The 23,417-nt window shown below is 61.4% G+C and carries 29 protein-coding genes, 1 tRNA gene and 1 pseudogene; 25 read left to right on the forward strand and 6 right to left on the reverse strand.

All coding sequences use genetic code 11. The features are described 5' to 3' along the window. Window positions 1-53: 53 nt before the first annotated feature. The 4 genes from folD (at window position 54) to AB6Q56_RS21305 (ending at window position 3,626) form a co-directional block, all read left to right on the forward strand. A complete protein-coding gene (gene folD / locus AB6Q56_RS21290) occupies window positions 54-911 on the forward strand; it encodes a bifunctional methylenetetrahydrofolate dehydrogenase/methenyltetrahydrofolate cyclohydrolase FolD (protein WP_434515010.1) in 858 nt (285 codons plus the stop codon). Beyond that, a complete protein-coding gene (gene purE / locus AB6Q56_RS21295) occupies window positions 912-1,412 on the forward strand; it encodes a 5-(carboxyamino)imidazole ribonucleotide mutase (protein WP_434515011.1) in 501 nt (166 codons plus the stop codon). Between the two features lie 67 nt (window positions 1,413-1,479). After that, window positions 1,480-2,619, forward strand: coding sequence for a 5-(carboxyamino)imidazole ribonucleotide synthase (locus tag AB6Q56_RS21300; protein ID WP_434515012.1), 1,140 nt, complete (start codon window positions 1,480-1,482; stop codon window positions 2,617-2,619). Beyond that, window positions 2,619-3,626 (forward strand): L-threonylcarbamoyladenylate synthase, encoded by a 1,008-nt coding sequence (locus AB6Q56_RS21305; RefSeq protein WP_434515013.1) that lies wholly within the window; start codon window positions 2,619-2,621, stop codon window positions 3,624-3,626. The genes AB6Q56_RS21300 and AB6Q56_RS21305 overlap by 1 nt, the downstream gene beginning before the upstream one ends. A gap of 7 nt (window positions 3,627-3,633) precedes the next feature. Here AB6Q56_RS21305 and AB6Q56_RS21310 read toward each other — a convergent pair whose 3' ends face one another. Beyond that, entirely contained in the window at window positions 3,634-3,972 is a 339-nt protein-coding gene (locus AB6Q56_RS21310) for a 4a-hydroxytetrahydrobiopterin dehydratase (RefSeq protein WP_434515014.1), read from the reverse strand. 114 nt (window positions 3,973-4,086) lie between these two features. On the opposite strand from AB6Q56_RS21310, the gene AB6Q56_RS21315 reads away from it, so the two are divergent. Then, a tRNA-Ala gene (locus AB6Q56_RS21315) sits at window positions 4,087-4,162 on the forward strand. A 446-nt stretch (window positions 4,163-4,608) separates the two neighbouring features. Here AB6Q56_RS21315 and AB6Q56_RS21320 read toward each other — a convergent pair. Next, window positions 4,609-4,740: pseudogene (locus tag AB6Q56_RS21320) on the reverse strand (DUF2188 domain-containing protein); the annotation flags it as partial. Here AB6Q56_RS21320 and AB6Q56_RS21325 point away from each other — a divergent pair. After that, on the forward strand, window positions 4,675-4,881 hold the full coding sequence (locus AB6Q56_RS21325) for a hypothetical protein (RefSeq protein WP_434515015.1): 207 nt from the start codon (window positions 4,675-4,677) through the stop codon (window positions 4,879-4,881). The pseudogene AB6Q56_RS21320 and the gene AB6Q56_RS21325 overlap by 66 nt on opposite strands. Window positions 4,882-4,897: 16 nt before the next feature. Here AB6Q56_RS21325 and AB6Q56_RS21330 read toward each other — a convergent pair whose 3' ends face one another. Genes AB6Q56_RS21330 through AB6Q56_RS21345 form a run of 4 tightly spaced genes read right to left on the reverse strand, consistent with a single transcriptional unit; the run spans window position 4,898 to window position 7,097 of the window. Beyond that, window positions 4,898-5,074, reverse strand: coding sequence for a hypothetical protein (locus AB6Q56_RS21330; protein ID WP_434515016.1), 177 nt, complete (start codon window positions 5,072-5,074; stop codon window positions 4,898-4,900). Further along, window positions 5,028-5,510, reverse strand: coding sequence for a hypothetical protein (locus tag AB6Q56_RS21335; protein ID WP_434515017.1), 483 nt, complete (start codon window positions 5,508-5,510; stop codon window positions 5,028-5,030). The genes AB6Q56_RS21330 and AB6Q56_RS21335 overlap by 47 nt, the downstream gene beginning before the upstream one ends. Continuing rightward, window positions 5,480-5,869, reverse strand: a complete 390-nt coding sequence (locus tag AB6Q56_RS21340; RefSeq protein ID WP_434515018.1) for a hypothetical protein — start codon at window positions 5,867-5,869, stop codon at window positions 5,480-5,482. Before AB6Q56_RS21340 ends, AB6Q56_RS21335 begins: the two co-directional genes overlap by 31 nt. After that, the gene (locus AB6Q56_RS21345) at window positions 5,862-7,097 is read right to left on the reverse strand and encodes a hypothetical protein (protein ID WP_434515019.1); all 1,236 of its coding nucleotides are present in this window, start codon (window positions 7,095-7,097) and stop codon (window positions 5,862-5,864) included. Before AB6Q56_RS21345 ends, AB6Q56_RS21340 begins: the two co-directional genes overlap by 8 nt. A gap of 262 nt (window positions 7,098-7,359) precedes the next feature. Here AB6Q56_RS21345 and AB6Q56_RS21350 point away from each other — a divergent pair, with 262 nt between their 5' ends. The 19 genes from AB6Q56_RS21350 (at window position 7,360) to AB6Q56_RS21440 (ending at window position 23,244) form a co-directional block, all read left to right on the forward strand. Next, complete coding sequence (locus AB6Q56_RS21350) at window positions 7,360-7,686, forward strand: helix-turn-helix domain-containing protein (protein WP_434515020.1); 327 nt, start codon at window positions 7,360-7,362, stop codon at window positions 7,684-7,686. Further along, window positions 7,683-8,234: an ImmA/IrrE family metallo-endopeptidase gene (locus tag AB6Q56_RS21355; protein ID WP_434515021.1), complete on the forward strand. Its 552-nt coding sequence runs from the start codon at window positions 7,683-7,685 to the stop codon at window positions 8,232-8,234. Before AB6Q56_RS21350 ends, AB6Q56_RS21355 begins: the two co-directional genes overlap by 4 nt. A 27-nt stretch (window positions 8,235-8,261) precedes the next feature. Beyond that, window positions 8,262-8,519: a hypothetical protein gene (locus tag AB6Q56_RS21360; protein ID WP_434515022.1), complete on the forward strand. Its 258-nt coding sequence runs from the start codon at window positions 8,262-8,264 to the stop codon at window positions 8,517-8,519. Then, a complete protein-coding gene (locus AB6Q56_RS21365; protein ID WP_434515023.1) occupies window positions 8,516-8,641 on the forward strand; it encodes a hypothetical protein in 126 nt (41 codons plus the stop codon). Before AB6Q56_RS21360 ends, AB6Q56_RS21365 begins: the two co-directional genes overlap by 4 nt. Before the next feature lie 129 nt (window positions 8,642-8,770). Beyond that, entirely contained in the window at window positions 8,771-9,232 is a 462-nt protein-coding gene (locus AB6Q56_RS21370; protein WP_434515024.1) for a hypothetical protein, read from the forward strand. A 47-nt stretch (window positions 9,233-9,279) separates the two neighbouring features. Beyond that, window positions 9,280-9,942 (forward strand): hypothetical protein, encoded by a 663-nt coding sequence (locus AB6Q56_RS21375; protein ID WP_434515025.1) that lies wholly within the window; start codon window positions 9,280-9,282, stop codon window positions 9,940-9,942. Next, window positions 9,939-11,609, forward strand: coding sequence for an RCC1 domain-containing protein (locus tag AB6Q56_RS21380; RefSeq protein ID WP_434515026.1), 1,671 nt, complete (start codon window positions 9,939-9,941; stop codon window positions 11,607-11,609). Before AB6Q56_RS21375 ends, AB6Q56_RS21380 begins: the two co-directional genes overlap by 4 nt. A 33-nt stretch (window positions 11,610-11,642) precedes the next feature. Next, the gene (locus AB6Q56_RS21385) at window positions 11,643-13,289 is read left to right on the forward strand and encodes an RCC1 domain-containing protein (RefSeq protein ID WP_434515027.1); all 1,647 of its coding nucleotides are present in this window, start codon (window positions 11,643-11,645) and stop codon (window positions 13,287-13,289) included. 11 nt (window positions 13,290-13,300) lie between these two features. After that, on the forward strand, window positions 13,301-13,843 hold the full coding sequence (locus AB6Q56_RS21390; protein ID WP_434515028.1) for a DUF1833 family protein: 543 nt from the start codon (window positions 13,301-13,303) through the stop codon (window positions 13,841-13,843). Next, window positions 13,840-14,256, forward strand: a complete 417-nt coding sequence (locus tag AB6Q56_RS21395; protein WP_434515029.1) for an NlpC/P60 family protein — start codon at window positions 13,840-13,842, stop codon at window positions 14,254-14,256. Before AB6Q56_RS21390 ends, AB6Q56_RS21395 begins: the two co-directional genes overlap by 4 nt. Further along, window positions 14,253-16,532, forward strand: coding sequence for a host specificity factor TipJ family phage tail protein (locus AB6Q56_RS21400; RefSeq protein WP_434515030.1), 2,280 nt, complete (start codon window positions 14,253-14,255; stop codon window positions 16,530-16,532). Before AB6Q56_RS21395 ends, AB6Q56_RS21400 begins: the two co-directional genes overlap by 4 nt. Before the next feature lie 12 nt (window positions 16,533-16,544). Next, entirely contained in the window at window positions 16,545-16,835 is a 291-nt protein-coding gene (locus AB6Q56_RS21405) for a DUF6127 family protein (RefSeq protein WP_434515031.1), read from the forward strand. Further along, a complete protein-coding gene (locus AB6Q56_RS21410; protein ID WP_056928961.1) occupies window positions 16,832-17,260 on the forward strand; it encodes a holin family protein in 429 nt (142 codons plus the stop codon). The genes AB6Q56_RS21405 and AB6Q56_RS21410 overlap by 4 nt, the downstream gene beginning before the upstream one ends. Window positions 17,261-17,561: 301 nt before the next feature. Beyond that, window positions 17,562-18,623, forward strand: coding sequence for a glycosyltransferase family 2 protein (locus AB6Q56_RS21415; RefSeq protein ID WP_434515032.1), 1,062 nt, complete (start codon window positions 17,562-17,564; stop codon window positions 18,621-18,623). A 3-nt stretch (window positions 18,624-18,626) separates the two neighbouring features. Beyond that, the gene (gene rfbB, locus AB6Q56_RS21420) at window positions 18,627-19,700 is read left to right on the forward strand and encodes a dTDP-glucose 4,6-dehydratase (protein ID WP_434515033.1); all 1,074 of its coding nucleotides are present in this window, start codon (window positions 18,627-18,629) and stop codon (window positions 19,698-19,700) included. Continuing rightward, window positions 19,697-20,578, forward strand: coding sequence for a glucose-1-phosphate thymidylyltransferase RfbA (gene rfbA / locus AB6Q56_RS21425; protein ID WP_434515034.1), 882 nt, complete (start codon window positions 19,697-19,699; stop codon window positions 20,576-20,578). Before rfbB ends, rfbA begins: the two co-directional genes overlap by 4 nt. After that, complete coding sequence (gene rfbC, locus AB6Q56_RS21430; RefSeq protein WP_434515035.1) at window positions 20,578-21,123, forward strand: dTDP-4-dehydrorhamnose 3,5-epimerase; 546 nt, start codon at window positions 20,578-20,580, stop codon at window positions 21,121-21,123. Before rfbA ends, rfbC begins: the two co-directional genes overlap by 1 nt. Next, complete coding sequence (locus AB6Q56_RS21435; protein ID WP_434515036.1) at window positions 21,123-21,941, forward strand: ABC transporter permease; 819 nt, start codon at window positions 21,123-21,125, stop codon at window positions 21,939-21,941. The genes rfbC and AB6Q56_RS21435 overlap by 1 nt, the downstream gene beginning before the upstream one ends. Beyond that, entirely contained in the window at window positions 21,931-23,244 is a 1,314-nt protein-coding gene (locus AB6Q56_RS21440; RefSeq protein WP_434515037.1) for an ABC transporter ATP-binding protein, read from the forward strand. The genes AB6Q56_RS21435 and AB6Q56_RS21440 overlap by 11 nt, the downstream gene beginning before the upstream one ends. Window positions 23,245-23,417: the final 173 nt, after the last annotated feature.

Genomic DNA, 23,417 nt, shown 5'->3' on the forward strand with positions numbered 1-23,417 from the left:
AATCAAGGGGAAAGGCAGCCGCCTTTCCCGTTTTCTTTTTGTTGGATGCGACGATGACGGCACAAATTATCGACGGCAAGGCGCTGGCTGAAGAGCTGCGCCAAAGCTTCAAGGCCCGCGTGGAAACCCTGACCGCCAAGGGACACAAGCCTGGCCTGGTGGTCATTCTGGTCGGCGAAGACCCGGCCTCCCAGGTTTACGTGAAGAACAAGGTCAATGGCTGTCTGGCCATCGGCATGCATTCCGAAAAGATTGTCTATGACCGCGATGTCGACCAGCAGGTCGTGCTCGACAAGATCGCCGAGTTGAACGCCGATCCGGCCATCCACGGCATTCTGGTGCAACTGCCGCTGCCCAAGCATTTTGACGAAGAGAAGGTGCTTGAAGCCATTTCCGCCGAGAAGGACGTCGATGGTTTCCATGCCGAAAACGTCGGCGCCCTGTCGCAAGGCGCACCGCGTTTCATCCCGTGCACCCCGTACGGCGTCATGAAGATGTTCGAGAAGGGCGGCGTCGACCTGACCGGCAAGGAAGCCGTGGTCATCGGCCGCTCCAACATCGTCGGCAAGCCGATGGCGATGCTGTTGATCAACGCCGGCGCCACCGTTACCGTCTGCCATTCCAAGACCCGTGATTTGAACTTCCATACGAAGCGCGCCGACATCGTCGTCGCTGCCGTCGGCAAGCCGAAGTTCGTCAAGGGCGACATGATCAAGCCGGGCGCCGTGGTCATCGACGTCGGCATCAACCGTCTGCCGGACGGCAAGCTGTGCGGCGATGTTGATTACGAAGACTGCCTCCAGGTTGCCGGCCAGATCACGCCGGTCCCGGGCGGCGTTGGTCCGATGACCATCACCATGTTGCTGGCCAATACCATCGAGGCCGCTGAACGCAAGGCAGGAATCCGCTAAATGAACGCAGTTCACCAACCCGTCGTCGGCGTCGTCATGGGCTCCGACTCCGACTGGCCGACCATGCAGGCCGCTGCCGTGATCCTCAAGGAATTCGGCGTTCCCTTCGAAGCACGTGTCGTTTCCGCACATCGCACCCCGGACCTGCTGTTCGATTACGCCGCGATGGCTGGCGAGCGCGGCATCAAGGCAATCATTGCCGGTGCCGGCGGCGCCGCCCACCTGCCGGGCATGCTGGCCGCCAAGACCACGGTGCCGGTGCTGGGCGTGCCGGTCCAGTCGAAAGCGCTGTCCGGCGTCGATTCGCTGCACTCCATCGTGCAGATGCCGAAGGGCATTCCGGTCGCCACTTTCGCCATCGGCGAGGCCGGCGCCGCCAATGCCGCGCTCTTCGCTGTCGCCATGCTGGCCAACGACAATCCGGCGCTGAACGCGAAGCTGCAGGCATTCCGCCAGGCACAGACCGAGAAGGTGCTGGCCATGAAGCTGCCGGAAGTATGATCGGGTCGCAAATTGCGGTCACTATTTATTGCGCTGCGCCGATGAGGTCTCTGTCTTGAGCAATGCCATGATTCTCCCGCCCGCCACGCTGGGCATGCTCGGTGGCGGCCAGCTCGGCCGCTTCTTCGTTTCTGCCGCCCACGAAATGGGCTATCAGGTCTGGGTTCTCGATCCGGACAAGAACAGCCCGGCCGGCCGGATCGCCGAGCGCCATTTCTGCGTCGATTACGACGACTACGCAGCGCTGGACGAATTCGCCAACGGCTGCGCGGCAATCACCACCGAATTCGAGAACGTTCCCGCCGATACGCTGGACTACCTCGCCAAGTTCGTGCCGGTGCGTCCGCACGCGGCAGCCGTCGCCGTCTGCCAGAACCGCATTGCCGAAAAGTCCTTCCTGCGCGACAACGGCTTTCCGCACGGCCCCTTCGCCGCGATCAATTGCGAAGACGACATCCGCAACGCCGACACGTCGCTGTACCCGGCCATCCTGAAAGTGGCCCGCTTCGGCTACGACGGCAAGGGGCAGGCGACGGTGAACAGTCGTGAAGAAGCGTTGATCGCCTTCGGTCATTTCAAAGGCGAGCATTGCGTGCTCGAACAGCGCCTGACGCTCGACTACGAAGTGTCGGTCGTGCTGGCCCGCGACGAAAACGGCAAAGTCGCCTGCTTCCCGACCGGCGAGAACCAGCATACCAAGGGCATCCTCGATGTCTCCATCGTGCCGGCGCGGACCACCGGCTGCGTCAAGAGCGACGCCGAGGACATCGCTGCCCGTATCGCCGAAAAGCTCGGCTACATCGGCACCATGGCCGTTGAGTTCTTCGTCAGCCGCGGCCAGCTGATCGTCAACGAAATGGCGCCGCGCCCGCACAACAGCGGCCACGCCACCATTGATGCCTGTGTCACCAGCCAGTTCGAACAGCAGGTGCGCGCCTTGTGCGGCCTGCCGCTGGGCGAAGCACGGGCGCACTCGGCGTCGGTGATGGTCAATCTGCTCGGCGACTTGTGGTACGACGGTGAGTCCTACCGCGAACCGGATTGGGCGAAGCTCTATGCCATCCCCAACCTGAAGCTGCACCTCTACGGCAAGCACCACGCTCGCCCGGGGCGCAAGATGGGGCACTTTACAGTCATCGGTGACAATGCCGAGCAGGTGCAGAAGGCGGCCTTGGCTGCTCGCGCCGCTATCGGTATCAAGGACTGATGACGCCGTCAGACGCCGATTACCAGCACGCCGTCGACCTGCTGCTTGGCGGCGAACTGGTCGGCTTGCCGACCGAGACGGTTTACGGCCTGGGGGCGGATGCCGCCAACCCGGCTGCCGTGGCCAAGATTTTTGCCGCCAAGGGGCGGCCGGCCGATCATCCGCTGATCGTCCATCTGGCCGGTCACGATGCGGTCGACCATTGGGCCGAGCAGGTGCCCGACGTCGCCTGGGAACTGATGGAAACCTTCTGGCCCGGCCCGCTGACGCTGATCCTGAAGAAGCAGGCCTGGGTGCCCGACGCCGTCACCGGCGGCCAGGATACCGTCGGCCTGCGCGTGCCGGGGCATCCGGTGGCGCTCGAACTGCTGCGCCGTTTCGCCCGTGCCAAGGGCGAAACGGGAGAAATGCGTGCCGGCATCGCCGCGCCGTCGGCCAACCGTTTCGGGCGCATCAGCCCGACCACCGCCGGGCACGTCGCTGAAGAGCTTGGCGACCGCGTGCCGCTGATCCTCGACGGCGGCCCGTGCAAGGTCGGCATCGAGTCGACCATCATCGACTGCTCGCGCGGTGAGCCGGTCATCCTGCGTCCTGGCCATATTTCGCCCATCCATCTCGAAGCGGTGCTCGGCCGCCAGCCGGCCGTTGAAACCGCAGCTGGCGCGCCCCGCGTTTCCGGCTCGCTCGAAGCCCATTACGCGCCGGTAACCCCGTTGCGCATGGTGGCCGGCGAACGCCTGCTCGACTTCATCAATGCCCAGCGCCATCGCGGTGGCAAGTGCGCGGTGATCAGCGCCAATCAGCCGCCGCAGGCCGGCATGCCGCACGCCTGGCGCCTGATGCCGGCCGATCCGGTCGGCTATGCGCATGATCTCTACGCCGCGCTGCGCGACATGGACCATGCCGGAGTCGACCTGATCGTCGTCGAAGCGCTGCCCGGCGGCGCCGACTGGGCCGCCGTCGCCGACCGTCTGCGCCGTGCGGTGGCAGGTGCCGGGCAATCCTGACCAAACCCTAGATCGTCAGCAGTTTTTCCAGCTTGGCGGCACAGATGAAGTCGTTTTCCGATAGACCGTCGATGGCGTGCGTCCAGTAGCGGACACGAACGTCCTTGTAGTCGACCGTCAGTTCCGGATGGTGATTCTCGCGATGCGAGAGCCAGGCGATGGCATTGACGAAGGCCATTGCCTCGTAATGATTGCGGAAGGCAAAAGTCTTCTCCAGGCGCTCCCCGTTCAACGCCCACCCCGCCAGAGTGTGCAACATTTCGCTCGCCATCGCCGCGTCCAGCGGCGCGATGCCGCCTTCGCAGGGGCGGCACTGCCGATCGGCCAGATTGCAGCTCGTCGCCATGGGGATCGCTCCGGTTGTCGCTACAGAAATCAGACGGCCGGACCGCCCGCTTGGTTCCGCCGTGGCGGCCGGCTTTGATAAGCGAAATGGAGTGCGCTAGAATCGCAGGACGTTGGGGGGGTAGCTCAGCTGGGAGAGCGCCGCGTTCGCAATGCGGAGGTCGGGAGTTCGATCCTCCTCCTCTCCACCATTTTCAAAGCCCAACCCTTCTCGGTTGGGCTTTTTCACATCTGGGTTTCCCCAGACTGTGCGCGGTTTCTGTCGATTCTGCGTGTGCTACAGCCCCCGGCAGGCCAGCCACAAGGCGCCTACTTACCCGCCCAGTTTGACCCTTTTTCAAAAGCCCAACCCTTCTCGGTTGGGCTTTTTCACATCTGGGTTTCCCCAGACTGTGCGCGGTTTCTGTCGATTCTGCGTGTGCTACAGGCCGGCAGCCAGCCACAAGGCGCCTACTTACCCGCCCAGTTTGACCCTTTTCCGCTCTCGGTTCTCAAAAAATATCCGAGAACTTCGCCAGCCGAGCACACGCAGAAACCCTTTCACAACAAGCGCTTGCTACCGAAGTGCTGCACCGGGTTCGACGCATGGACCACCTGCCGCCAATAGTCGAACCCGATGCCTGCATGGCGGCGATCGTCAGCCCTTGGGCGGGTGGGGATCATTGCCGTAGCTGTTGCGCTCCCGGATACGACCATCCTCACCATGAATCAGCACTTCGCTGCGCTGGTTGATGGCGATGTCGCGGGCGACACGTTCGGCCTCGGACTGGGTGCGATGATGCGAAGTGTCTCGCTGATTGCCTGCGCCACGTACGGCCCAGCCCGTCGTCGCGTTTCACTACATGTTGGTTTTTGCCGGCCATTTTCAAATTCCTTTCAAGGTTGGGTGGAAGGTGTAAGTCGGGCGTGAGGAGGTGTCTGTTCAGTCACCCCCTTTCCAGAATCACGAACTCAGGCTTGAGCAGGTAGTGCCCCTTGTCGTCCTTGCCGACGAAGGTGGTGTAGACCTGCTTATGCCGTTTGAAAATATCCGCTGTTCGGAAGGTGGCGCCAGGCTCAAACCAAGCCTTCAGCGATGCGCCGCTTGTGCACCTCATCGCCATCGGCGTCTTCCAGAATCTTCAGGAACAGATAGACCTGAGGCGACAGATCGATTGCCTGACCATCAATCAGCGCGACACGCTGCGTGTGCATCAGACGCAGGGAGGTCTCCGCCGATTCCTGCACCGGTGCCGGACGAGTCAGGTACGCCTCCAGGTTCTCGATCACCAGACCAGCCTTGCGGATGTGGGCGATGGCCCGCAGCGGTATCAGCAGGCGATCGCTTAAGGCAGTCCCGGCCGGGGATGCCGGATCATCCGATGTGATGATGACCTCGGCACCGGGTGCGACCAGTTGCGTCAGCTTGGCCACCACCTGTTCGGACATCGCATTCAAGCGCCGCGCAAAGAACACCGTGTGTCTGCGGCGCCGATGTTCTATTTCGCCCAGGCGCCACAAGACGTTGTCTACAACCGTTTCGACGGCATAGCGCGGCACCAGCCCAAGCCGACCGACAACCACTTGGCGAGCTTGGCGGGTTGTACCTGCCAGTAGTGCGCTTGCTCATTCGTGAGCTCGACCCATCCACACTCCGGACAGTGACCTCGATAAGGTTGCGACGCTGGCGCAGAGTATGGCTGTGGGCGCATGGACTCGGTACCGCAGTCTGGGCAAAGGATATCCAGGGCTCGCTGGCGGCTGACGGCGATGGCATCCAGCACCAGCAGATGGCCGTAGAAACCTGGCCGGCTTGAAAGCCAGATCGCATCGGGCGAAATCAGCATGTCGTTGCGCTCCAGCAGCCGACAGATTTCTGCCAGCCCCTGGTCGTTCATGACCGCGACTGGTTCATTCATGCATTGCCCCCACTGATTCCTCGACCACCTTGATTGCTGCTGGCGACTGCATGACGCCGAGTGCCCGCAGCAGCGATTCCACCAGACGGGCATCGGCCTCTTCCATGTCGCGCAGATTGCTGATCCCGCTTTGCTTCAGATCGACGTGCAGCACGCGGCTGGCTTTGCCAGGCTGTACCGGTTCGAAGTAAAGCAACACCACGGCATCGATGATGTTGAAGCCCTGGCCCATCAGGATGGGACTGATCTGCTGGGCAGTGAGGCAGGCCAGTACGTCAGGCGCATCCTTCTCGCCGGGTGGCTTGATCAGGTAGTCACAGATCGGCGGGTGAATGGCACGGACCTTGGCCTGCAACAAGCGGATATGCTCCACCCGGTTGGCGGCCAGATCACATTCACTGTTATTGAAGAGCTCAAAACCGTCCCGCAGACGGTTGAGGAAGAACATCGGCTTCTCGACATCCTTGGGCTGCAGCACTGCCTTGAAAACATGCTTGCCGAGGTGCTCCAGCAAGGTCTTCTGTGTCTTGCTACCGCCAGGAGCCAGCACGTCGATCACACCGCTGGCCGGGTAGATGACGACGTCCATGGCCATCGGTGGTCGGATGTCGCGCCAGTGGGCGCGGTTGTCGTCGCCGAACTCCAGTTGGCGCTGGGCGTTGTCCTCGATGAGGATACCCAGCTGCACGCCGCCATCCAGATGTCGGTCCAGGGTATCGATCTGGCAGGCGCGCGGCGTGCCCTTACGCGGCGTGAATGCCGTGGCCAGAGCGACTTCGAGGGCGTGAACGTCCTCTTGTCCCCGGAACAACGCGTCGACCGGTGGCACATGAAAGCGTTTCCAGCCGCGTTTGCCGATGCGCAGGCTGACCGCATAAATGGCCTCGGCGGTGGCAAACTGATCCGGCCAATTGGCCATGACCCACAAGGCCCGCTCCGCATCACTGGAGAACTTCGTGAAATCCTCGTGGATCGCGGAGTCCGGTGGTGCGGTGTTGCGCAGGGCATCGACACCGCGTTGATTGGCCAGTTCATGGACGCGCCGCATCTCGGCGTACAGCGCCTCACTCTGGGCAGCAGGCAGCGCATCGAAAATCTCGGTGACAGTGTCGACCAGCTTGTCATCAGCAAGCTCAGTGGGCAGGTCCAGCTTGCGGGACTGGAGATAGAACTTCCAGGCGTGGACAGGCACCTGGCGGATGAGTTGGCGGTAGTTGAAGGCGGCCATATTGTTTTCCTTTTTGTTGGGCCGCCGTGCCGATGACTTCTTGTGTGCGCGAGAGGCCTGGGTTGTTTACACTGTTCTCAACACCAGATTGCACAACAAAGCAAAATGTATTTGTTCGCTATATCGGGTGTTTAATGGAATTTAACGGCGCATGATTGTGTTGTCAAGCCGGTGCGGATTCGTTCGAAATAACGTAATATCTCGGTCTGTGCAAAACGCTACTAAGTCCCTGATTGACGGGGCTGAGAACACAGGAGAAACCGTGGCAACCCCACTGGGTGACAAAATTCGCAGGTTGCGCCGAGAGCAGAAGATGAGTCTCGACGCACTGGCCGCCGCCGCCGGCATGAGCAAGAGCTATCTGTGGGAGTTGGAAAACAATGACAACGCCAACCCCACCATGGAAAAACTGGCCAGCATCGCCGCCGCCCTTCACGTGACGCCGGAGTTCCTGGCCCACATTGAGCAGGCCAACCAGCCCGAGGATGCCTTCGACAAGGCGTTCTTCCGGAACTACAAGACGCTGAAACCCGAGACCAAGCATCAGCTCCTTGAAATCCTCAAGACGCTGAAGAAAACCCAAGGATGAGTGCGCCGCCAAATAAGCCGGCGCCTTGGGCCAATCGGCTGAACAAACTCCTGGACCAGTTCCATGCCGTACATGGCGGCGACCGTTTTCCGGTTGATGTCGAAGCGCTGATTCTTGAAGTGCCAGCCACTTTCCAGACCGGGGAGCCGATCACCATCCAGGGTGAAGCGATGGACCCGGAGTTTGAGGGCGCGCTGTTCAACCTGAACGCCAATAAGACCGGCAAGGGCAACTGGGCCATCATCTTCAATCAGGCGATCAGCTCCCCTGGGCGGATCCGGTTCACGCTGGCACACGAACTCGGGCATTACCTGGTGCATCGCCATCTGCAGCCATCCTTCAACTGCAGTGAAGTCAACACCACCCAATGGGACAGCAAAGAGCGCCAGATTGAATTTGAGGCGAACACGTTTGCGTCCTACCTGCTGATGCCTGCCGACGATTACCGTCGACAGATCCAGGGGGCAACAATAAGACCTGGATGTGCTCGGTGCATGCGCGGATCGGTATGGCGTGTCCATGACGTCGGCCATACTGAAGTGGCTTAAGCTCACGCCCAGCGTGCGGTGCTGGTCATGTCCCAGAACGGGGTCGTCCAGTGGGCCTGCGGCAGTGAGTCAGGCAAGTGGCTCTCCATCCATCTGAACAAGCGGCTGGCCAATGGTCAGCGCCGGCCGTTGCCCGCCAGGAGTGCCACCCGCTTGGGCACCGAAACCAATGTCGATCGGCTGGGCACCCCGATCGATGCACGCATCTGGTTCCCGCTGGAGCCCGAGGGCATGGTCGCGCGGGAGATGCGCATCGCATCGGGTATCTCTATCGTCAAACGATGACCCTGCTGGTCCTACCGCCTGAGGTCAAGCCTTGGGAGCGCGACAAGACGGACGATGACGACGATGGCCTTGAAAGCACCATCGACCGTTTCGAGCGTAACGGTCAGCCGCCGGTCCGCTGACGGCACTCCCGGTCGGTTCGGTGGCGTTTGTCACCCGCACGCACCTACCCGCAACCGATAACTTCCGTCCGCAATCACCCGAATCGGGCTGCAATTCCCTGCTCGGAAATCCGGTGGCCACCCGGTGAAATGGTGGCGCCGCTGCCCTCGGTCGACGGCTATGGCCTCACACCCCAAGAGGCCGTGCTGCGCACCGACATGGAGTCCGGTCCTGCGCGTCAACGGCGTCGATTTCGGCAAACGCCCACGCGCATCACCGTGCGCTGGCTCTTCAGCGAGTTCGAGTTTGCCCTGTTCGAGGCTTGGTACAAGTACCACGCCGACGAGGGCGGGCAGTGGTTCGAGATCACCTTGCTCGGCGGTCTCGGTTTGCTGCCACACGAAGCCCGTTTCACCCGCCAGTTCGAAGCCCAGTTGCGTTCGGCCCGGCGCTGGGATGTCAAGGGCGAGTTGGAAATCCGCGAGCGGCCCACGCTCGATGAGGGCGCGCTCAACCTGATGCTGGAACTCTCCGCCGACGACCTCTTTGCCATGGGTCGCGACTTGCACCAACTGGTGCACGGCACCTTGCCGGTTCGCTGGCCGGCTTGAGCCTTCCGATCCCCAGCCTATCCCACCTGTTTCCGGAAAAAATCTCCATGAGTCTGCAAACCGATCTGCACCAGGCGGTCGCGCAGGTCACGGCCGACAGCGCGCTGCTGCACACCGTCGTGCACGGCACGGCGCTGCAAACCGTGACCACCGAGGGCGGCGATGTCGCCACCGTCGCCAAGCTGCTGGCCGACGCCAATGTCCGCATCAACCTCGCCGCCGAAGGCATCCTGGCCCAAAGCCAGACCGCCGCCCAGGACGCACTGACCTCGGCCGAACTCGCCTCCAGCGAAGCCAACCGGGCCCAAACCACGGCCGATCAAGGCGTGGCCGACACCACGACGGTGCTGAACCAGGTGCAGACCAGTGGCAACCAGATCCTGGTGGACGCGGAAGCCGTGCTGCAGCAAGTCATCGCCCGGCTGCTCGCCGTGGGGTTGCCCGATGCGCTCGCCGGTGCGCAAGGCATGCTGCTCAGGGTCAAGGCTGATGAAACCGGCTACGAACTCGTGCCCACCGTGGCCTCGCCCCGGTTCTACGGTTTTGCCTTGTCAGGCGATGGCAGTGAACTGCTGCTGACCGAAGGACGCGACCAAACCTTTGAGGCCGACGCGTTCGATGCCTGGACCGTCACCGAGGGCGTGCACTTCGCCCTTGAGAACAACGCGCTGGTGATGAAGCTGGGGACGGTGCTGGAGGCGCATCCATGAATCTGGATATCTCGACCCTGGGCTACCGCTGGTGTGGCATCCACTCGCCGTATCTCTCCTACCGCGACGGCGACGTGGTCTTCAAGGAGGGAGGGGCCTGGGTCATCCGTCACGGCCAGCCGCAGCCCTTTGCCCTGGGCCAGCAGGATGCGGTGCTCAAAGGCCACCTGCTCACCGGCGGTGTCTCGGTGGGCGGCATCGGCAGCATGGTGCTGCACTCTAACGGTACGGACGGCGTGGAATTCCGCTTCATGGCCGATCGCAACGGCACGGTGGCCACGGCACTCATGAACACCGACCGGGCAGCGGCGGACTACCACAGTGCCAACTTCTTCATGGCCGCGCTCATGAACGACGGTTCGGTGCGCGCTTGGGGCCGTGCGCTCACCGGGCAGCAGGGCACCGGCAGCACGGGGGATATCAGCCGCACCTTCCCGGCGCGGGTGGCGTTTCCCCCGGGCACGCCGCGCATCGTGTCCATCACCTGCATGTGGGACGAGACCTTCTTCATCGATGCCAGCGGTGGCCTGTGGCACGCCGGGGCCAACAGCGACGGGGGCTCGCCCACGGCCACCGCCAACCCGGTGCCCCGACGGGTCAATGGCGTCGGCCAGTTGCCCGCCAACTCGGTGGTCAAACGCGTCTTCACGGGCCACGACTGGCACGGCTATCGCATGTTCGCCTGCCTGGACGATGCCGGTCGCGTTTATGTCTGGGGCAACAACCGCTACGGCAGCCTGGGGCTGGGGCACAGCACCAACGTCTCCACACCCACCCTGGTGCCCTTCACGGCCGACACGCCGATCCGGGAGGTATTTCTGTCCGGGGGCTTTCATGCGGCCAGTTACCTGGTGGACACCCAGGGCAAGCTGTGGGTGGCTGGCGAAGCGAACGCCTCTGGCTTTGGCAGCGACCAATCCACCCACCGCCTGCTCATGCCCTGGGGCACGGAGAAGCGCGTCAAAAAAGTCTTCTGCTCCGAGTCTGACGGCCATTGGGTCGCGGGCGCCCAGTATTACCGCGCCTACGGCGTGGTGCTCGAAGACGGGTCGCTCTACCGCTGGGGACATGACAGCGGTCAGGTCGGCGGCAGTTGGGGCACAGGGTTCACGGGCGATATCTGGACCGGGCACGCGTTGTTCCCGTACAAGGTGCTCGATGGGGTGGTCGACGCGTACGCCATCGCCGGCGGTTATGGCAGGACGCTCGCGCTCATGCAGGACGGCACGGTGCGCCATACCGGATACAACGGCTACAGCATCGGTGGCGGCGGCAGCGACCGCAGCACCTGGGCCACCATCGGCGGCGAGTTCCTCTCCCAGGTCACCAAGCTGCGCGTGTACGGCAGCAGCTATGGCTCGTCGGCCATGGCGCTGCGATCCGACGGCAAGGCGGTGGGTTGGGGCATGGGGGCGGCCGGACAGTGCGGAAACGGCTACGCCGACACCGCCAATACCCCGTCGCGCTTCGTGCTGATCGACCGGCCCATCGTGGACTTCTCGCGCTCCGGGACCATGGGCTGCGGCGAAGGCGGGGAGTATCACAACGGCGCTTACCACTTCCTCACGGTCGACGGCCAGGTCATGAGCACCGGCAACGGCACCTATGCGCAGACGGGTGATGACGACCACGACCACCGCTACGCCCCGTCACCGATCCTGTTCTGAATCCTTCCAAATTCCACTCTTCAAGGACTGTTCATGGGAACCGTTACTCTGGGCAAGATTGCCTTTACCTGGCGCGGCGGGTATGACGCCAGCGCCATCTATGCCCGCCAGGATGTGGTGGGACACAACGGCGACAGCTTTGTCTGCTTGGCAGATGCCACGTCGGGTGTGGCACCGCATCTGAATTCCCCGGTCTGGGACCTATTCGCCCAAGGCACGCAAGGGGTGTCGAACCTACCCGGTGAAGTCATTTACTTCGATGGCAATCAGCTGGTGGCCTTGCCGGTGGGCCAAGCCGGGCAGGTGCTGACCATCGGCGCGCAAGGCGTACCGGTTTGGGCGACACCTGATGTGCGCTCGGGCACCAAAGCGCTCAAGCTGCCCGAGAACGCCAGCAACGCGCAGCCCAACAGCTACCGCCAGTTCGGCCTCATCATGACCGATGGCAGCATCCGGGCCTGGGGCCGCAACGTCAACTTCAAACTGGGGGACGGCACCACCTTTGCCCGTTCCTACCCGGCACGCACCGCGTTCCCGCCGGGGTTTCCGGGGGCGGACAAGCTTTATTACAGCCATGACACCAACGGCTACTGCATCGACAAGAACGGCCAGCTCTGGGGTTGGGGTTTCAACGGCTACGGGCAGCTCGGCACCGGCACCACGGCCAATCAGCCCGTGCCTTACAACATGAGCGCCAACGCCAGCAATTCCATTGCCGGCAAAACCGTGGTGCAAGTCGCACAAAACTGTGGTGTCGAAGGGTTCAACAGCACCCTGGTGCTGTGCAGCGACGGCACGGTGCACGCGTGTGGCTATAACGCCCACGGCCAGCTGGGCCTGGGTGATGTCACCCAGCGCAATAATTTTGTGCAGTTGCCCGTGCTCTCCGGCATCACCCAGATTGCGGCCGGCCGCGAGCGCTACACCGCATGCTACGCGGTCAAGAACGACGGCACGCTGTACTCGTGGGGCTACAACGGCAATGGGCAGCTGGGCGACGGCACCGCCAACCAGGCCAACGTCGCCATGCCGCGCGCCGGTGGCAGTCTCGTCGGCAAAACCCTCGTCAAGGTCTTCGGTGGTTACGTGCATGCTTTCGCGCTGGACAGTACCGGTGCCCTGCATGCCTGGGGCACCAACGACTATGGCCAACTGGGCAATGGGAATCTGGCCAACCAGTTCACCCCGGTGCAGGTCGCGACCAACGTGGTCGATGTCTACGCCGGCAGTTACGACTACCCGCTCACCTTTCTCAAGAAAACCGACAAGACGCTGTGGGCCTGCGGCGCCGGCGCCTATTGGGGCAATGCCAACGGCAGCAACAGTGGCAACTTCGTACAGGTGCCGGTAGGCAACACCGTGGTCAAGGCCGTGCATGGCGGTACCGGGTCCTACAACTACGGCGCGGCCTTACTCGAAAACGGCACCGTCTACGCCTGGGGTTACAACGGCAACGGTGCGCTGGGGTTGGGGGATGCCACCAATCGCAGCAGCGTCGAACTGGTCCGCATCGCCCAGCGCCGGGTGGTGGACATCTCGTCTTACGGGTCGAGCTCCGAGCAGGGTCTGGTGTTTCTGCTGGATGACGGTCAGGTGTTGGCCAGCGGCTATGCGGGCGAAGCGCAATTGCCCGAGGACGACAGCGAAACCAGCTACGTCCCGTACCCCGTCATTCTGTAAACGGTGACTTGATGCCCAACGCTGCTTTGTCTGAAGCGATCAAGGAAGCCTACGCCAGCGCCCCGTCCGAGCAGATCATCCTGCACACGCTGGAATTGCGCCATCCGGCCTTCGTCGATGACGCGGGTGAGCCGGTCGCCATCCGCGTGGTGCGTGACACCGGCGACCTGTGGGCCCGGCTGGAATCGCAAGCGCCGCTGCAAGCCGGCGAGCGCGTGCAGTTCGTGGCCATGGGCTTTGAGCTGGACCTGCCGCCGGTCGACACCATGCCCGTGCCGGAAATCACCGTCACCCTGGACAACGTCTCGCGTGAAATCGTGCGGCACCTGGATGCGGCGGCCGAATCGCAGTCGGTGATCGAGGTGACCTATCGGCCGTATCTGTCCACCGATCTGGACGGTCCGCAGATGGACCCGCCCATCCACCTGGTCCTGACCGAGGTGGAAGCCGACATCTTCCGGGTGACCGGTCGCGCGCGCATGCTCGATGTCGGCAACAAGGCGTTTCCGGGTATCAGCTACACCGCCAAGACGTTTCCCGGGCTGACCCGATGAGCGCCACCCAGCACTGGGCGACCGAGCTCATCGGTCGGCCCTGGCACGCCGGCGCGCGTGGCCCGGATGCGTTTGACTGCTGGGGCCTGTTCTTGGCCATCCAGCGCGTGCACTTTGGTCGCGATTTGCCGGAAATTCCGGTGGATGCCAACGACCTGCGCACCGTGATGACCACCTTCCGCGACCATCCGGAGCGACAACGTTGGTCCATGGTGGTGCAACCCGCCGAGGGCGATGCCGTCCTGCTGCGCCAATCTCGCCACCCGGTGCATGTCGGTGTCTGGCTGCCCGTCGATGGTGGTGGCGTGCTCCATGCGGTCAAGGACGCGGGCGTTGTCTTCCAAAAACTGCCCGAACTCCTGCTGCACGGATGGCGGGTGGAGGGCTATTACCGATTTGTGGAGAGCAAGTGATTCACGCTGAGCAAAGCGCCGTGATCCTGCTGCGCAACCCTTTCCAGCCCAGCCAGCGCGAGGTGATGGTGGCCCACCCGAGCCAAACTATCCGCCAGTGGCTCGGCACCCAGGGTATCACCGAGTTCGAGCAGCCGACCGTCTGTATCAAGAACGGCACGCCGGTGCTGCGCGCCGATTGGGCGGTCACGCCCATCGATGGCGTTGTGCTCTTCGTCGCCTTGCCGCAGGGCGGGGGAGGTGGTGGCGGTGGCAAGAACCCCTTGCGCACGGTCCTGATGATTGCGGTGATGGTGGTGGCCACCGTGTATGGCGGCCCCTTGGGCGCGAGCCTGGGGTTCTCAGGCAACCTGGCCACGGCCGTCGGTTCGGCCATCATCATGACGGCGGGTTCCGCCTTGGTCAGTGCGCTGGTACCGCTGCCAACGCCCAACATGCCGTCCTTTGCCGCCGGTGGGGGCAACCTGGCGCAGCCGTCTCCCACTTACAGCCTGCAAGGCCAGGGCAACTACGCGCGGCTGGCCCAACCCATCCCGGTCGTCTACGGTCGCCATCTGGTCTATCCGGACCTGGCCGCCACGCCCTATGGCGAATACCAGGGTAACGAACAATACCTGCACCAACTGCATTGCATCGGCTTGGGCGAATACGACATCGAGCAGCTGCGCATCGAAGACACGCCCATCGCCTCGTTCGAGGAAGTGACCTACCAGATCGTCCCTCCCGGCAGTCCGGTCACGCTGTTCAACCCGGATGTGGTGACTGCGCCTGAGGTCGCGGGGCAGGAACTGCTGGTCGGCACCTGGACCGGGGGCTTTGCGATCAACCCGGCCGACAGCGATGTCACGCACATCGGCATCGACATTCTGCTGCCGCGCGGTCTGTATTACGCCAACGATGCCGGCGGGCTGGATAGCCGCAGTGCCAGTTGGAAGGTCGAAGCACGGGCTATCGATGCCGAGGGCGACCCTCTGAGGAATTGGTTCACGCTGGGGAGTGAAAGCCTGACCGCTGCCACAACCACGCCGCAGCGCCTGTCCTACAAATACTCAGTCAGCCCAGGACGCTACGAAGTACGCGCCACGCGGCTGGATGGCAAGGACAGCAGTTCACGTGCCGGGCATGAAGTGCGCTGGGGCGAGGCGCGAGGCTATCTCGCCGGTGGTTTCACGTTTCCTGACAACGTCACGCTACTGGCCATCCGCATGCGCGCCACCGACAACCTGTCGCAGCGCTCCAGCCGTCTGATCAACTGCATCGTCACGCGCAAGCTGCCGGTCTGGTCGTCCGCATCAGGGTGGTCAACACCAGTCCCGACCAGATCGATCGCCTGGGTCTTCGCCGATATCCTGCGCGCCAGCTACGGTGCCAAGCTGCCGGATGCTCGGATCGATCTGGCTGCCTTGGCGCAACTCGATCAGGTCTGGACCAGCCGGGGTGATCAGTTCGATGGTGTCTTCGATCAGCAGGTCACGGTATGGGAAGCCCTGACTCGGGTGGCCCGCTGTGGCCGGGCCGTGCCTTTCCTGCAAGGCGGCATTGTGCGCCTGGTGCGCGATGAAGCCCGGCTATTGCCGGTGGCGCTCTTCAGTCCCCGCAACATCGTCAAGAACAGCCTCAAGATCCAGTATGTGATGCCCGGCGAGGAAACGGCGGACGCGGTGACGGTGGAATTCTTCAGCAGCCGCACTTGGAAGCCGGATGAAGTGACCGTGAGCCTGCCGGGGTCTAGCAGCACCAATCCGGCCAAGCTGCGCCTCTTCGGTTGCACGACCGAAGCCCATGCGGTACGTGAAGGGCTGTACCTGGCTGCAGCCAATCGTTACCGGCGTCGCATCATCACCTTGCGCACCGAGTTGGAAGGCCTGATTCCCACCTATGGCGACTTGATCGCCATCGCCCACGACATGCCCAGTTGGGGTACCGGTGGCGAGATCGTCGCCTGGGATATCGACACCTACACCGTTACATTGTCCGAGCTGGTCCATTTCACGGATGCTCAGCCGCATGTGATGGCCTTGCGCCGTCGTGACGGCGGGGTCAGTGGTCCGCACGTCGTGACACCGGGCAGCGATGCGCAGCAGGTGGTCTTTACCGATCTGCCTGACATCTCCATTGAAACCGGCCTGTCGGCCGAGCGCACCCATTTCGCCTTCGGCATCGCCGAGCAGTGGAGCTTGCTGGCGCGAGTCATTGCGGTGCGCCCGCGTGGCGAGCAGGTCGAAATTACCTGCGTGGCCGAACACCCCGCCGTGCACACGGCCGATCAGATTTGAAAGGAATCGCCCATGAACGAACCCCACCTGATGGATGGCATGGTGGTCATGCCCCATGACGAATTCGAAACGCTGCTGGAGCGAGCGGCCGAGCGGGGCGCTCGTCACGCCTTGTCCGATGTCGGTCTGGACGGGCCGGACGCCGCCCGCGACATTCGCGAGCTGCGCAGCTTGCTCGATGCCTTCAACGAGGCTAAGAAAACCGCCGGCCTCACGCTCGTCAAGATGCTGGTAACCGGTCTCGTGCTGGCCCTCTTGGCCGGCACCATCGTCAAAATCAAACTGTTCGGAGGCCCGCAATGAGCCCGATCTTCACCACCCTGGCGCCCGGCCTCTTCGAAGCCGGCGCCAAACTCATCGACCGGCTGATTCCCGATCCGGCCCAGCGCGAGCAGGCCAAGCTCGCCTTGTTCCAGGCCGAGGGTCAGCAGGCCTTGCAGGAAATGCAGGTCAGCCTCTCGGCCATCCTGGCCGAAGCCAATTCGGCCGACCCGTGGACCAGCCGAGCCCGCCCGACCTTCCTGTACGTGATCTACGGCGTGATCCTGCTGTCGGTGATCGGCAGCATCATCGGCATCTGGTGGCCCGCCGAGGTGTTCCAGGCCGCCGAAAACCTGTCCAAGCTGCTCAATGCAGTGCCGGAGAGCCTGTGGTGGCTCTTCGGTGCCGGCTACCTCGGCTACACCGGCGCGCGCAGTTTCGACAAGTGGCGAGGCGTGCCCAGATAGACCCCGCCACCGACCGCAGCAAACATCATCCATAGACCCCGTCTTCATCGGCTTCCCTTCCCGGGCAGTAGGTGAAGGCGGGGTCTTTTGTCGTTTGTACGCACGAACCAGCGCGAACCATTAAACATTGTCTGTAAGCAATGGGGAGGTTATACTTGTCATAATAATTTTGAAGCAACGGCAGGGTGTTTGCGGTCTTTTAGGGAGGCTGCGATGTACCCCCCCCCCCCCCCGAATTCGGGTGCCTCAGATGACTTTCTGGGCGCTACGAGCGGGGGTTTTCACAGGTGGAGGCGGGTTGATGAATCAACTCATCGGTCAGGCAGGTACTGGCGAAGCATCAAGAATTGACTTGTTAAAAAGTCCTTTCAACCACGAGACCGGTTTCGTGGGAGCGGTAGCCATGCCCAAAATGGGCGCGCCAAGCGGTTCCGGCGTTGCCCAATCCAAGGTGGCGATTCTGCTGTGCACCTATCACGGCCAGCACTATCTCGCAGAACAACTCGATTCATTTGCAGCGCAATCCCACAGTAACTGGGAAGTCTGGGCTTCTGATGACGGCTCCAAGGATGACACGCACGCCATTCTTGAAGCCTATCAACAGAAGTGGCCAGACGGCCGATTGTCGATTCACTTCGGTCCAGCGGAAGGTTTTGCGGCGAATTTCCTGTCGTTGACGTGCAAAGCCAGCATCGACGCGGATTACTACGCCTATTCAGACCAAGACGACATTTGGGAGCCCAACAAGCTGGCCCGTGCAGTGGAATGGCTGAATACTCTGCCTGAAGACATTCCCGCGTTGTACTGCTCGCGTACCCGCTTGGTGGACTCCAATAACAACGAAATCGGCGTCTCACCGCTTTTTACCAAGCCGCCAAGCTTTGCCAATGCGTTGATGCAAAACATTGGCGGCGGCAACACCATGGTTTTCAATAACGCCGCGCGCAACCTCCTGCGCGAAGCGGGTGAAAACCTGCCTGTGATCACCCACGACTGGTGGGCATACATGGTGGTCACCGGTTGTGGCGGTCAGGTTTTTTACGACGCCGAGCCCACGCTCCGCTATCGCCAGCACGATGGCAACTTGGTAGGCATGAACGCGACCTGGCCGGCTCGTTTCAAGCGCATTCGCATGCTGTGGCAAGGCCGCTTTCGGGGTTGGAACGACAGCAACATCGCTGCCTTGCGCGCTCTGAGCCATCGGCTTACTCCAGAAAATTTGGAAATACTGGAGCGTTTCGCCAGAGCCCGCGAAATGAGCCTGATCCCTCGTCTTATCCATCTCAAACGCAGTGGCATTTACCGTCAGACACTCCTCGGAAACCTTGGACTGGTTGCAGCTGCGGTTTTCAGGAAACTTTGACACATGGCAATTCTGGTCACCGGCGGTGCAGGCTTCATTGGCAGCAACTTCGTGCTCGACTGGCTGGGCGTATCGGACGAGTCCGTCGTCAACCTCGACAAGCTCACCTACGCGGGCAACCTGGAGAATCTGGCTAGCCTGCAGGGCGACGCGCGTCACATCTTTGTGCAGGGAGACTTGGGTGACCGCACCCTGGTGGACGGCCTGCTGGCCCAGCACAAACCGCGCGCCGTGTTGCACTTCGCCGCCGAAAGCCACGTCGACCGTTCCATCCACGGCCCCGAAGACTTCATCCAGACCAACATCGTCGGCACCTTCCGCCTGTTGGAAGCCGTGCGGGCCTACTGGTCGGCCTTGCCCGAGGCCGAACAAGCTGCCTTCCGCTTCCTACACGTCAGCACCGACGAGGTCTACGGCACCCTGTCGAAAAACGATCCGCCGTTTGCCGAAGACAACGCCTACGAGCCCAACAGCCCCTACAGCGCCAGCAAAGCCGCCAGCGACCACCTGGTGCGTGCCTGGCACCACACCTACGGCTTGCCGGTGCTCACCACCAACTGCAGCAACAACTACGGGCCCTTCCACTTCCCGGAAAAACTCATCCCGCTCATGATCGTCAACGCCCTGGCTGGCAAACCCTTGCCGGTCTACGGCGACGGCCTGCAGGTGCGCGACTGGCTCTACGTGAAAGACCACTGCAGCGCCATCCGCCGTGTGCTCGAAGCCGGCCAACTGGGTGAAACCTACAACGTCGGCGGCTGGAACGAAAAGACCAACATCGAGATCGTGCACACCGTCTGCGCGCTGCTCGACGAGTTGCGCCCCAAGGCCGACGGGCGCAGCTACAAAACGCAGATCACCCACGTGCAAGACCGCCCCGGCCACGACCGGCGCTACGCCATCGACGCGCGCAAGATCGAGCGCGAACTGGGCTGGAAGCCCGCCGAAACCTTCGAGACTGGCATCCGCAAGACGGTGCAGTGGTACCTGGAAAACCACGATTGGGTTCAGCACGTACAAAACGGCTCCTACCGCGACTGGGTCAGCCAGCACTACGGCGAAGAGGTGGCTGCATGAGTCGCAAAGGGATCATCCTTGCCGGCGGTTCCGGAACGCGTCTACATCCGGCCACGCTGGCCATCAGCAAGCAACTGCTGCCCGTTTTCGACAAGCCCATGATCTACTACCCGCTCAGCACACTGATGCTGGCGGGGATCCGTGACATCCTCATCATCAGCACCCCGCAGGATACGCCGCGTTTCACTCAACTGTTGGGCGACGGCAGCCAATGGGGGCTCAACCTGCAATATGCCGTGCAGCCCAGCCCGGACGGCCTGGCCCAGGCCTTTCTGATTGGCAGGGAATTCATCGGCAAACACCCATCCGCGCTCGTGCTGGGTGACAACATCTTCTACGGCCACGACTTTCACCACCTGCTGGCCAACGCCATGGCCCGTAACGTGGGTGCCAGCGTGTTTGCGTACCACGTGCATGATCCGGAGCGTTACGGCGTGGCGGAGTTCGATGCGTATGGCAAGGTACTGTCTCTAGAAGAAAAGCCTAGACAACCCAAGTCCAACTATGCCGTTACCGGGCTCTATTTTTACGACGATCAAGTGGTTGATTTGGCCAAGACCCTCAAGCCCTCACCGCGCGGCGAACTGGAAATCACCGATCTCAATAGGCTGTATCTGGGACAGGAACAACTCAGCGTGGAGATCATGGGCCGTGGCTATGCCTGGCTCGACACTGGAACCCACGAATCTCTGCTCGATGCCAGCCAGTTCATTGCTACCCTCGAAAACCGCCAGGGCCTGAAGGTCGCCTGCCCCGAGGAGATCGCTTACCGAAAAGGCTGGATCAGTGCCGGGCAGCTCGAGGCACTGGCCCAGCCCCTGACCAAGAACGGCTATGGCCAGTATCTGCTGAGAATCCTCAAGGAAAACGTATTCTGATGAAGGCAATACCACTCGCCATCCCTGATGTCGTACTCATCGAGCCCCAAGTGTTCGGTGACGAGCGCGGCTTCTTTTTTGAAAGCTTCAACCAAGCGCAATTTGAAGCAGCTGTCGGCAAGCCGGTACAGTTTGTGCAAGATAACCACAGCCGCAGCGTGAAGAACGTCTTGCGCGGGTTGCATTACCAAATCCAGCACCCCCAAGGCAAACTGGTCAGGGTTGTGCAAGGCGAAGTTTTCGACGTTGCGGTTGACCTCAGAAAAAGCAGCGAAACCTTTGGTCAGTGGGTGGGGGAAATCCTCTCGGCTGAAAACAAGCGGCAACTCTGGGTTCCGGAAGGTTTTGCTCATGGCTTTGTCGTGCTCTCGGATACTGCCGAGTTTCTCTACAAAACCACGGACTATTACGCGCCCGCTTATGAGCGTTGCATTCTCTGGTATGACCCCACACTCCGTATCCAGTGGCCTGATGGAATTCAGCCCATCCTCTCTGCGAAGGATGCCCAAGGCAAGGGATTAACCGAGGCCGAGGTGTTTGCCTGATGCGCGATTTTCTCGTCACTCCTGTCGAAATGGTGGCCAGCCTCTGGAGTAATCGCAGCCTCATCCATGCGTCGGCCAAGCGCGAGGTATTAGGCCGCTATCGGGGTTCTGCACTCGGTCTGCTTTGGTCTCTCTTCAACCCGTTGTTCATGCTGACGGTCTACACCTTTGTATTCAGTGTGGTCTTCAACGCCCGGTGGGGCGGCGGCGGCAGTTCCAAAGTTGAATTTGCGCTAGTGCTCTTTGCTGGCTTGATCGTCTTCAACCTGTTTGCTGAATGTATTGGCCGCGCACCCAGCCTGATTCTCTCGAATCCCAACTACGTCAAGAAAGTAGTATTCCCGCTGGAGATTCTGCCGTTTGTCGTCCTACTAGCAGCGCTTTATCACGCCCTGATCAGCCTGGGAGTCTGGCTTGCTGCGTACATCGTGCTGTTCGGTGTGCCCCATGCCACCGTTTTTGTGTTGCCGATGGTCATCCTGCCGTTCACATTGTTCATCATGGGGTTGAGTTGGGCCTTGGCCTCACTCGGGGTCTTTCTGCGAGATGTCTCGCAGTTCATCGGTGTTGTTGTCACTACGCTGATGTTTCTGAGCCCAGTCTTTTACCCGGCCAGCGCTCTGCCCGAAAGTTTCCGCCACCTTCTGTACATCAACCCGCTCACTCCTGTGATCGAGATGACAAGGGATGTGCTTTTCTGGGGCAACATGCCGAACTTCACTATGCTGGCCATCTATTGGCTGGCGACAGGGTTCATCGCTTGGCTGGGCTTTGCATGGTTCCAGAAGACCAGAAAGGGCTTTGCCGATGTCCTCTGAAATCGCTATCAAGGTCGAGGGCTTGAGCAAGTGCTTCCAGATCTACGATACCCCCCGAGATCGCCTTAAGCAGTTTGTCATGCCGCGCCTTCAACGCATGCTTGGCTTCTCGCCCAAGCAGCATTACCGAGAGTTCTGGGCTCTGAAGGACGTCTCGTTCCAGGTAAAGAAGGGAGAGACCGTTGGGATCGTCGGCCGTAACGGGAGTGGCAAATCCACGCTGCTGCAGATTATTTGCGGCACGCTCAATCCGACCGAAGGTATGGTCACCGCGCATGGTCGAATTGCTGCTCTACTGGAGCTGGGGTCGGGATTCAACCCCGAGTTCACGGGGCGTGAAAACATCCACATGAATGCAGCGGTTCTCGGGTTGTCCGAGGAGGAAATTGACGCCCGGTTTGATGAAATTGTCTCCTTCGCTGACATCGGCGATTTCATCGATCAGCCAGTCAAAGCCTACTCCAGCGGGATGGTCGTGCGGCTCGCCTTCGCCGTGGCCATCAATGTGGCCCCCGAAATCCTGATTGTCGACGAGGCGCTTGCCGTGGGCGATGCTGCATTTCAACGCAAATGCATGCGAAAGATCAGCGAGCTGAGTGACGCCGGCGTCACCTTGCTGTTCGTCAGTCACGACATGGAAACCGTGAAGAAGATCTGCAGCGAGGCCCTCTATCTGGCCCGAGGTTCAGTGATCGAGTTTGGCGCTGCCAAGCAGGTCTGCATCTCGTATGAGCGCGATCTGTTCGGAGCATCCAGAAAGGCGGAAACGACGCAGGCCGAGGCTCTGGTCGATTCGGCTGAACTGGATCAGGCAATCCTGGATGAGGATTTGCTCCAAACCAATGAAAAGACTTACGGGGACGGCCGGGCGCAGATCATCGACGTCGCCATCACGAATCAACATCAGCAACGAACGAACATTCTGGCTCCGAACGCCTCTTACGTCTTCTCTTACCGAGCGGTATTTTCGGCGCCGGTTGCCCTGCCTGTATTCGGGATGATGATCACGAATCGAGAGGGCGTGTGTATCTTTGGCGCCAACACGCAAAATCATTCCGTATCCCGACGTCACTTCGACGAAGGTGACGAGGTACGAATCGAGTTTCACATTACGAATCACCTTGGGCCAGGAATTTTTTACCTCACCTGCGGAATTCATGCGCCGGACAGTAGCGATGGACTGATCTACTTGCAGCGCCGTATGGATGTACTCATATTCAAGGTCGGCTCGGACGATGGCTTGTCCATCGGGGGCGTGGTGAACCTCAATCCAAGGATTGAAGTAATTGAGAAAGTTTTATGATGTTAAGCGAGAAAATAGAAATGGCCGCACCGGATTTGACCTTCGTGCATTCGCTTTTCCGTTCCGGCAGCACCTACTTCTACAATGCACTGAAGCGAACCGGCAAGTTCCACATCTATCATGAGCCGATGCATGAAGTCATTGCATCGCTTGCAACCGCTTGGAATGAACTA

Origin of the sequence: Dechloromonas sp. ARDL1 (genome assembly GCF_051122455.1) — a bacterium.
GTDB lineage: Bacteria > Pseudomonadota > Gammaproteobacteria > Burkholderiales > Rhodocyclaceae > Azonexus.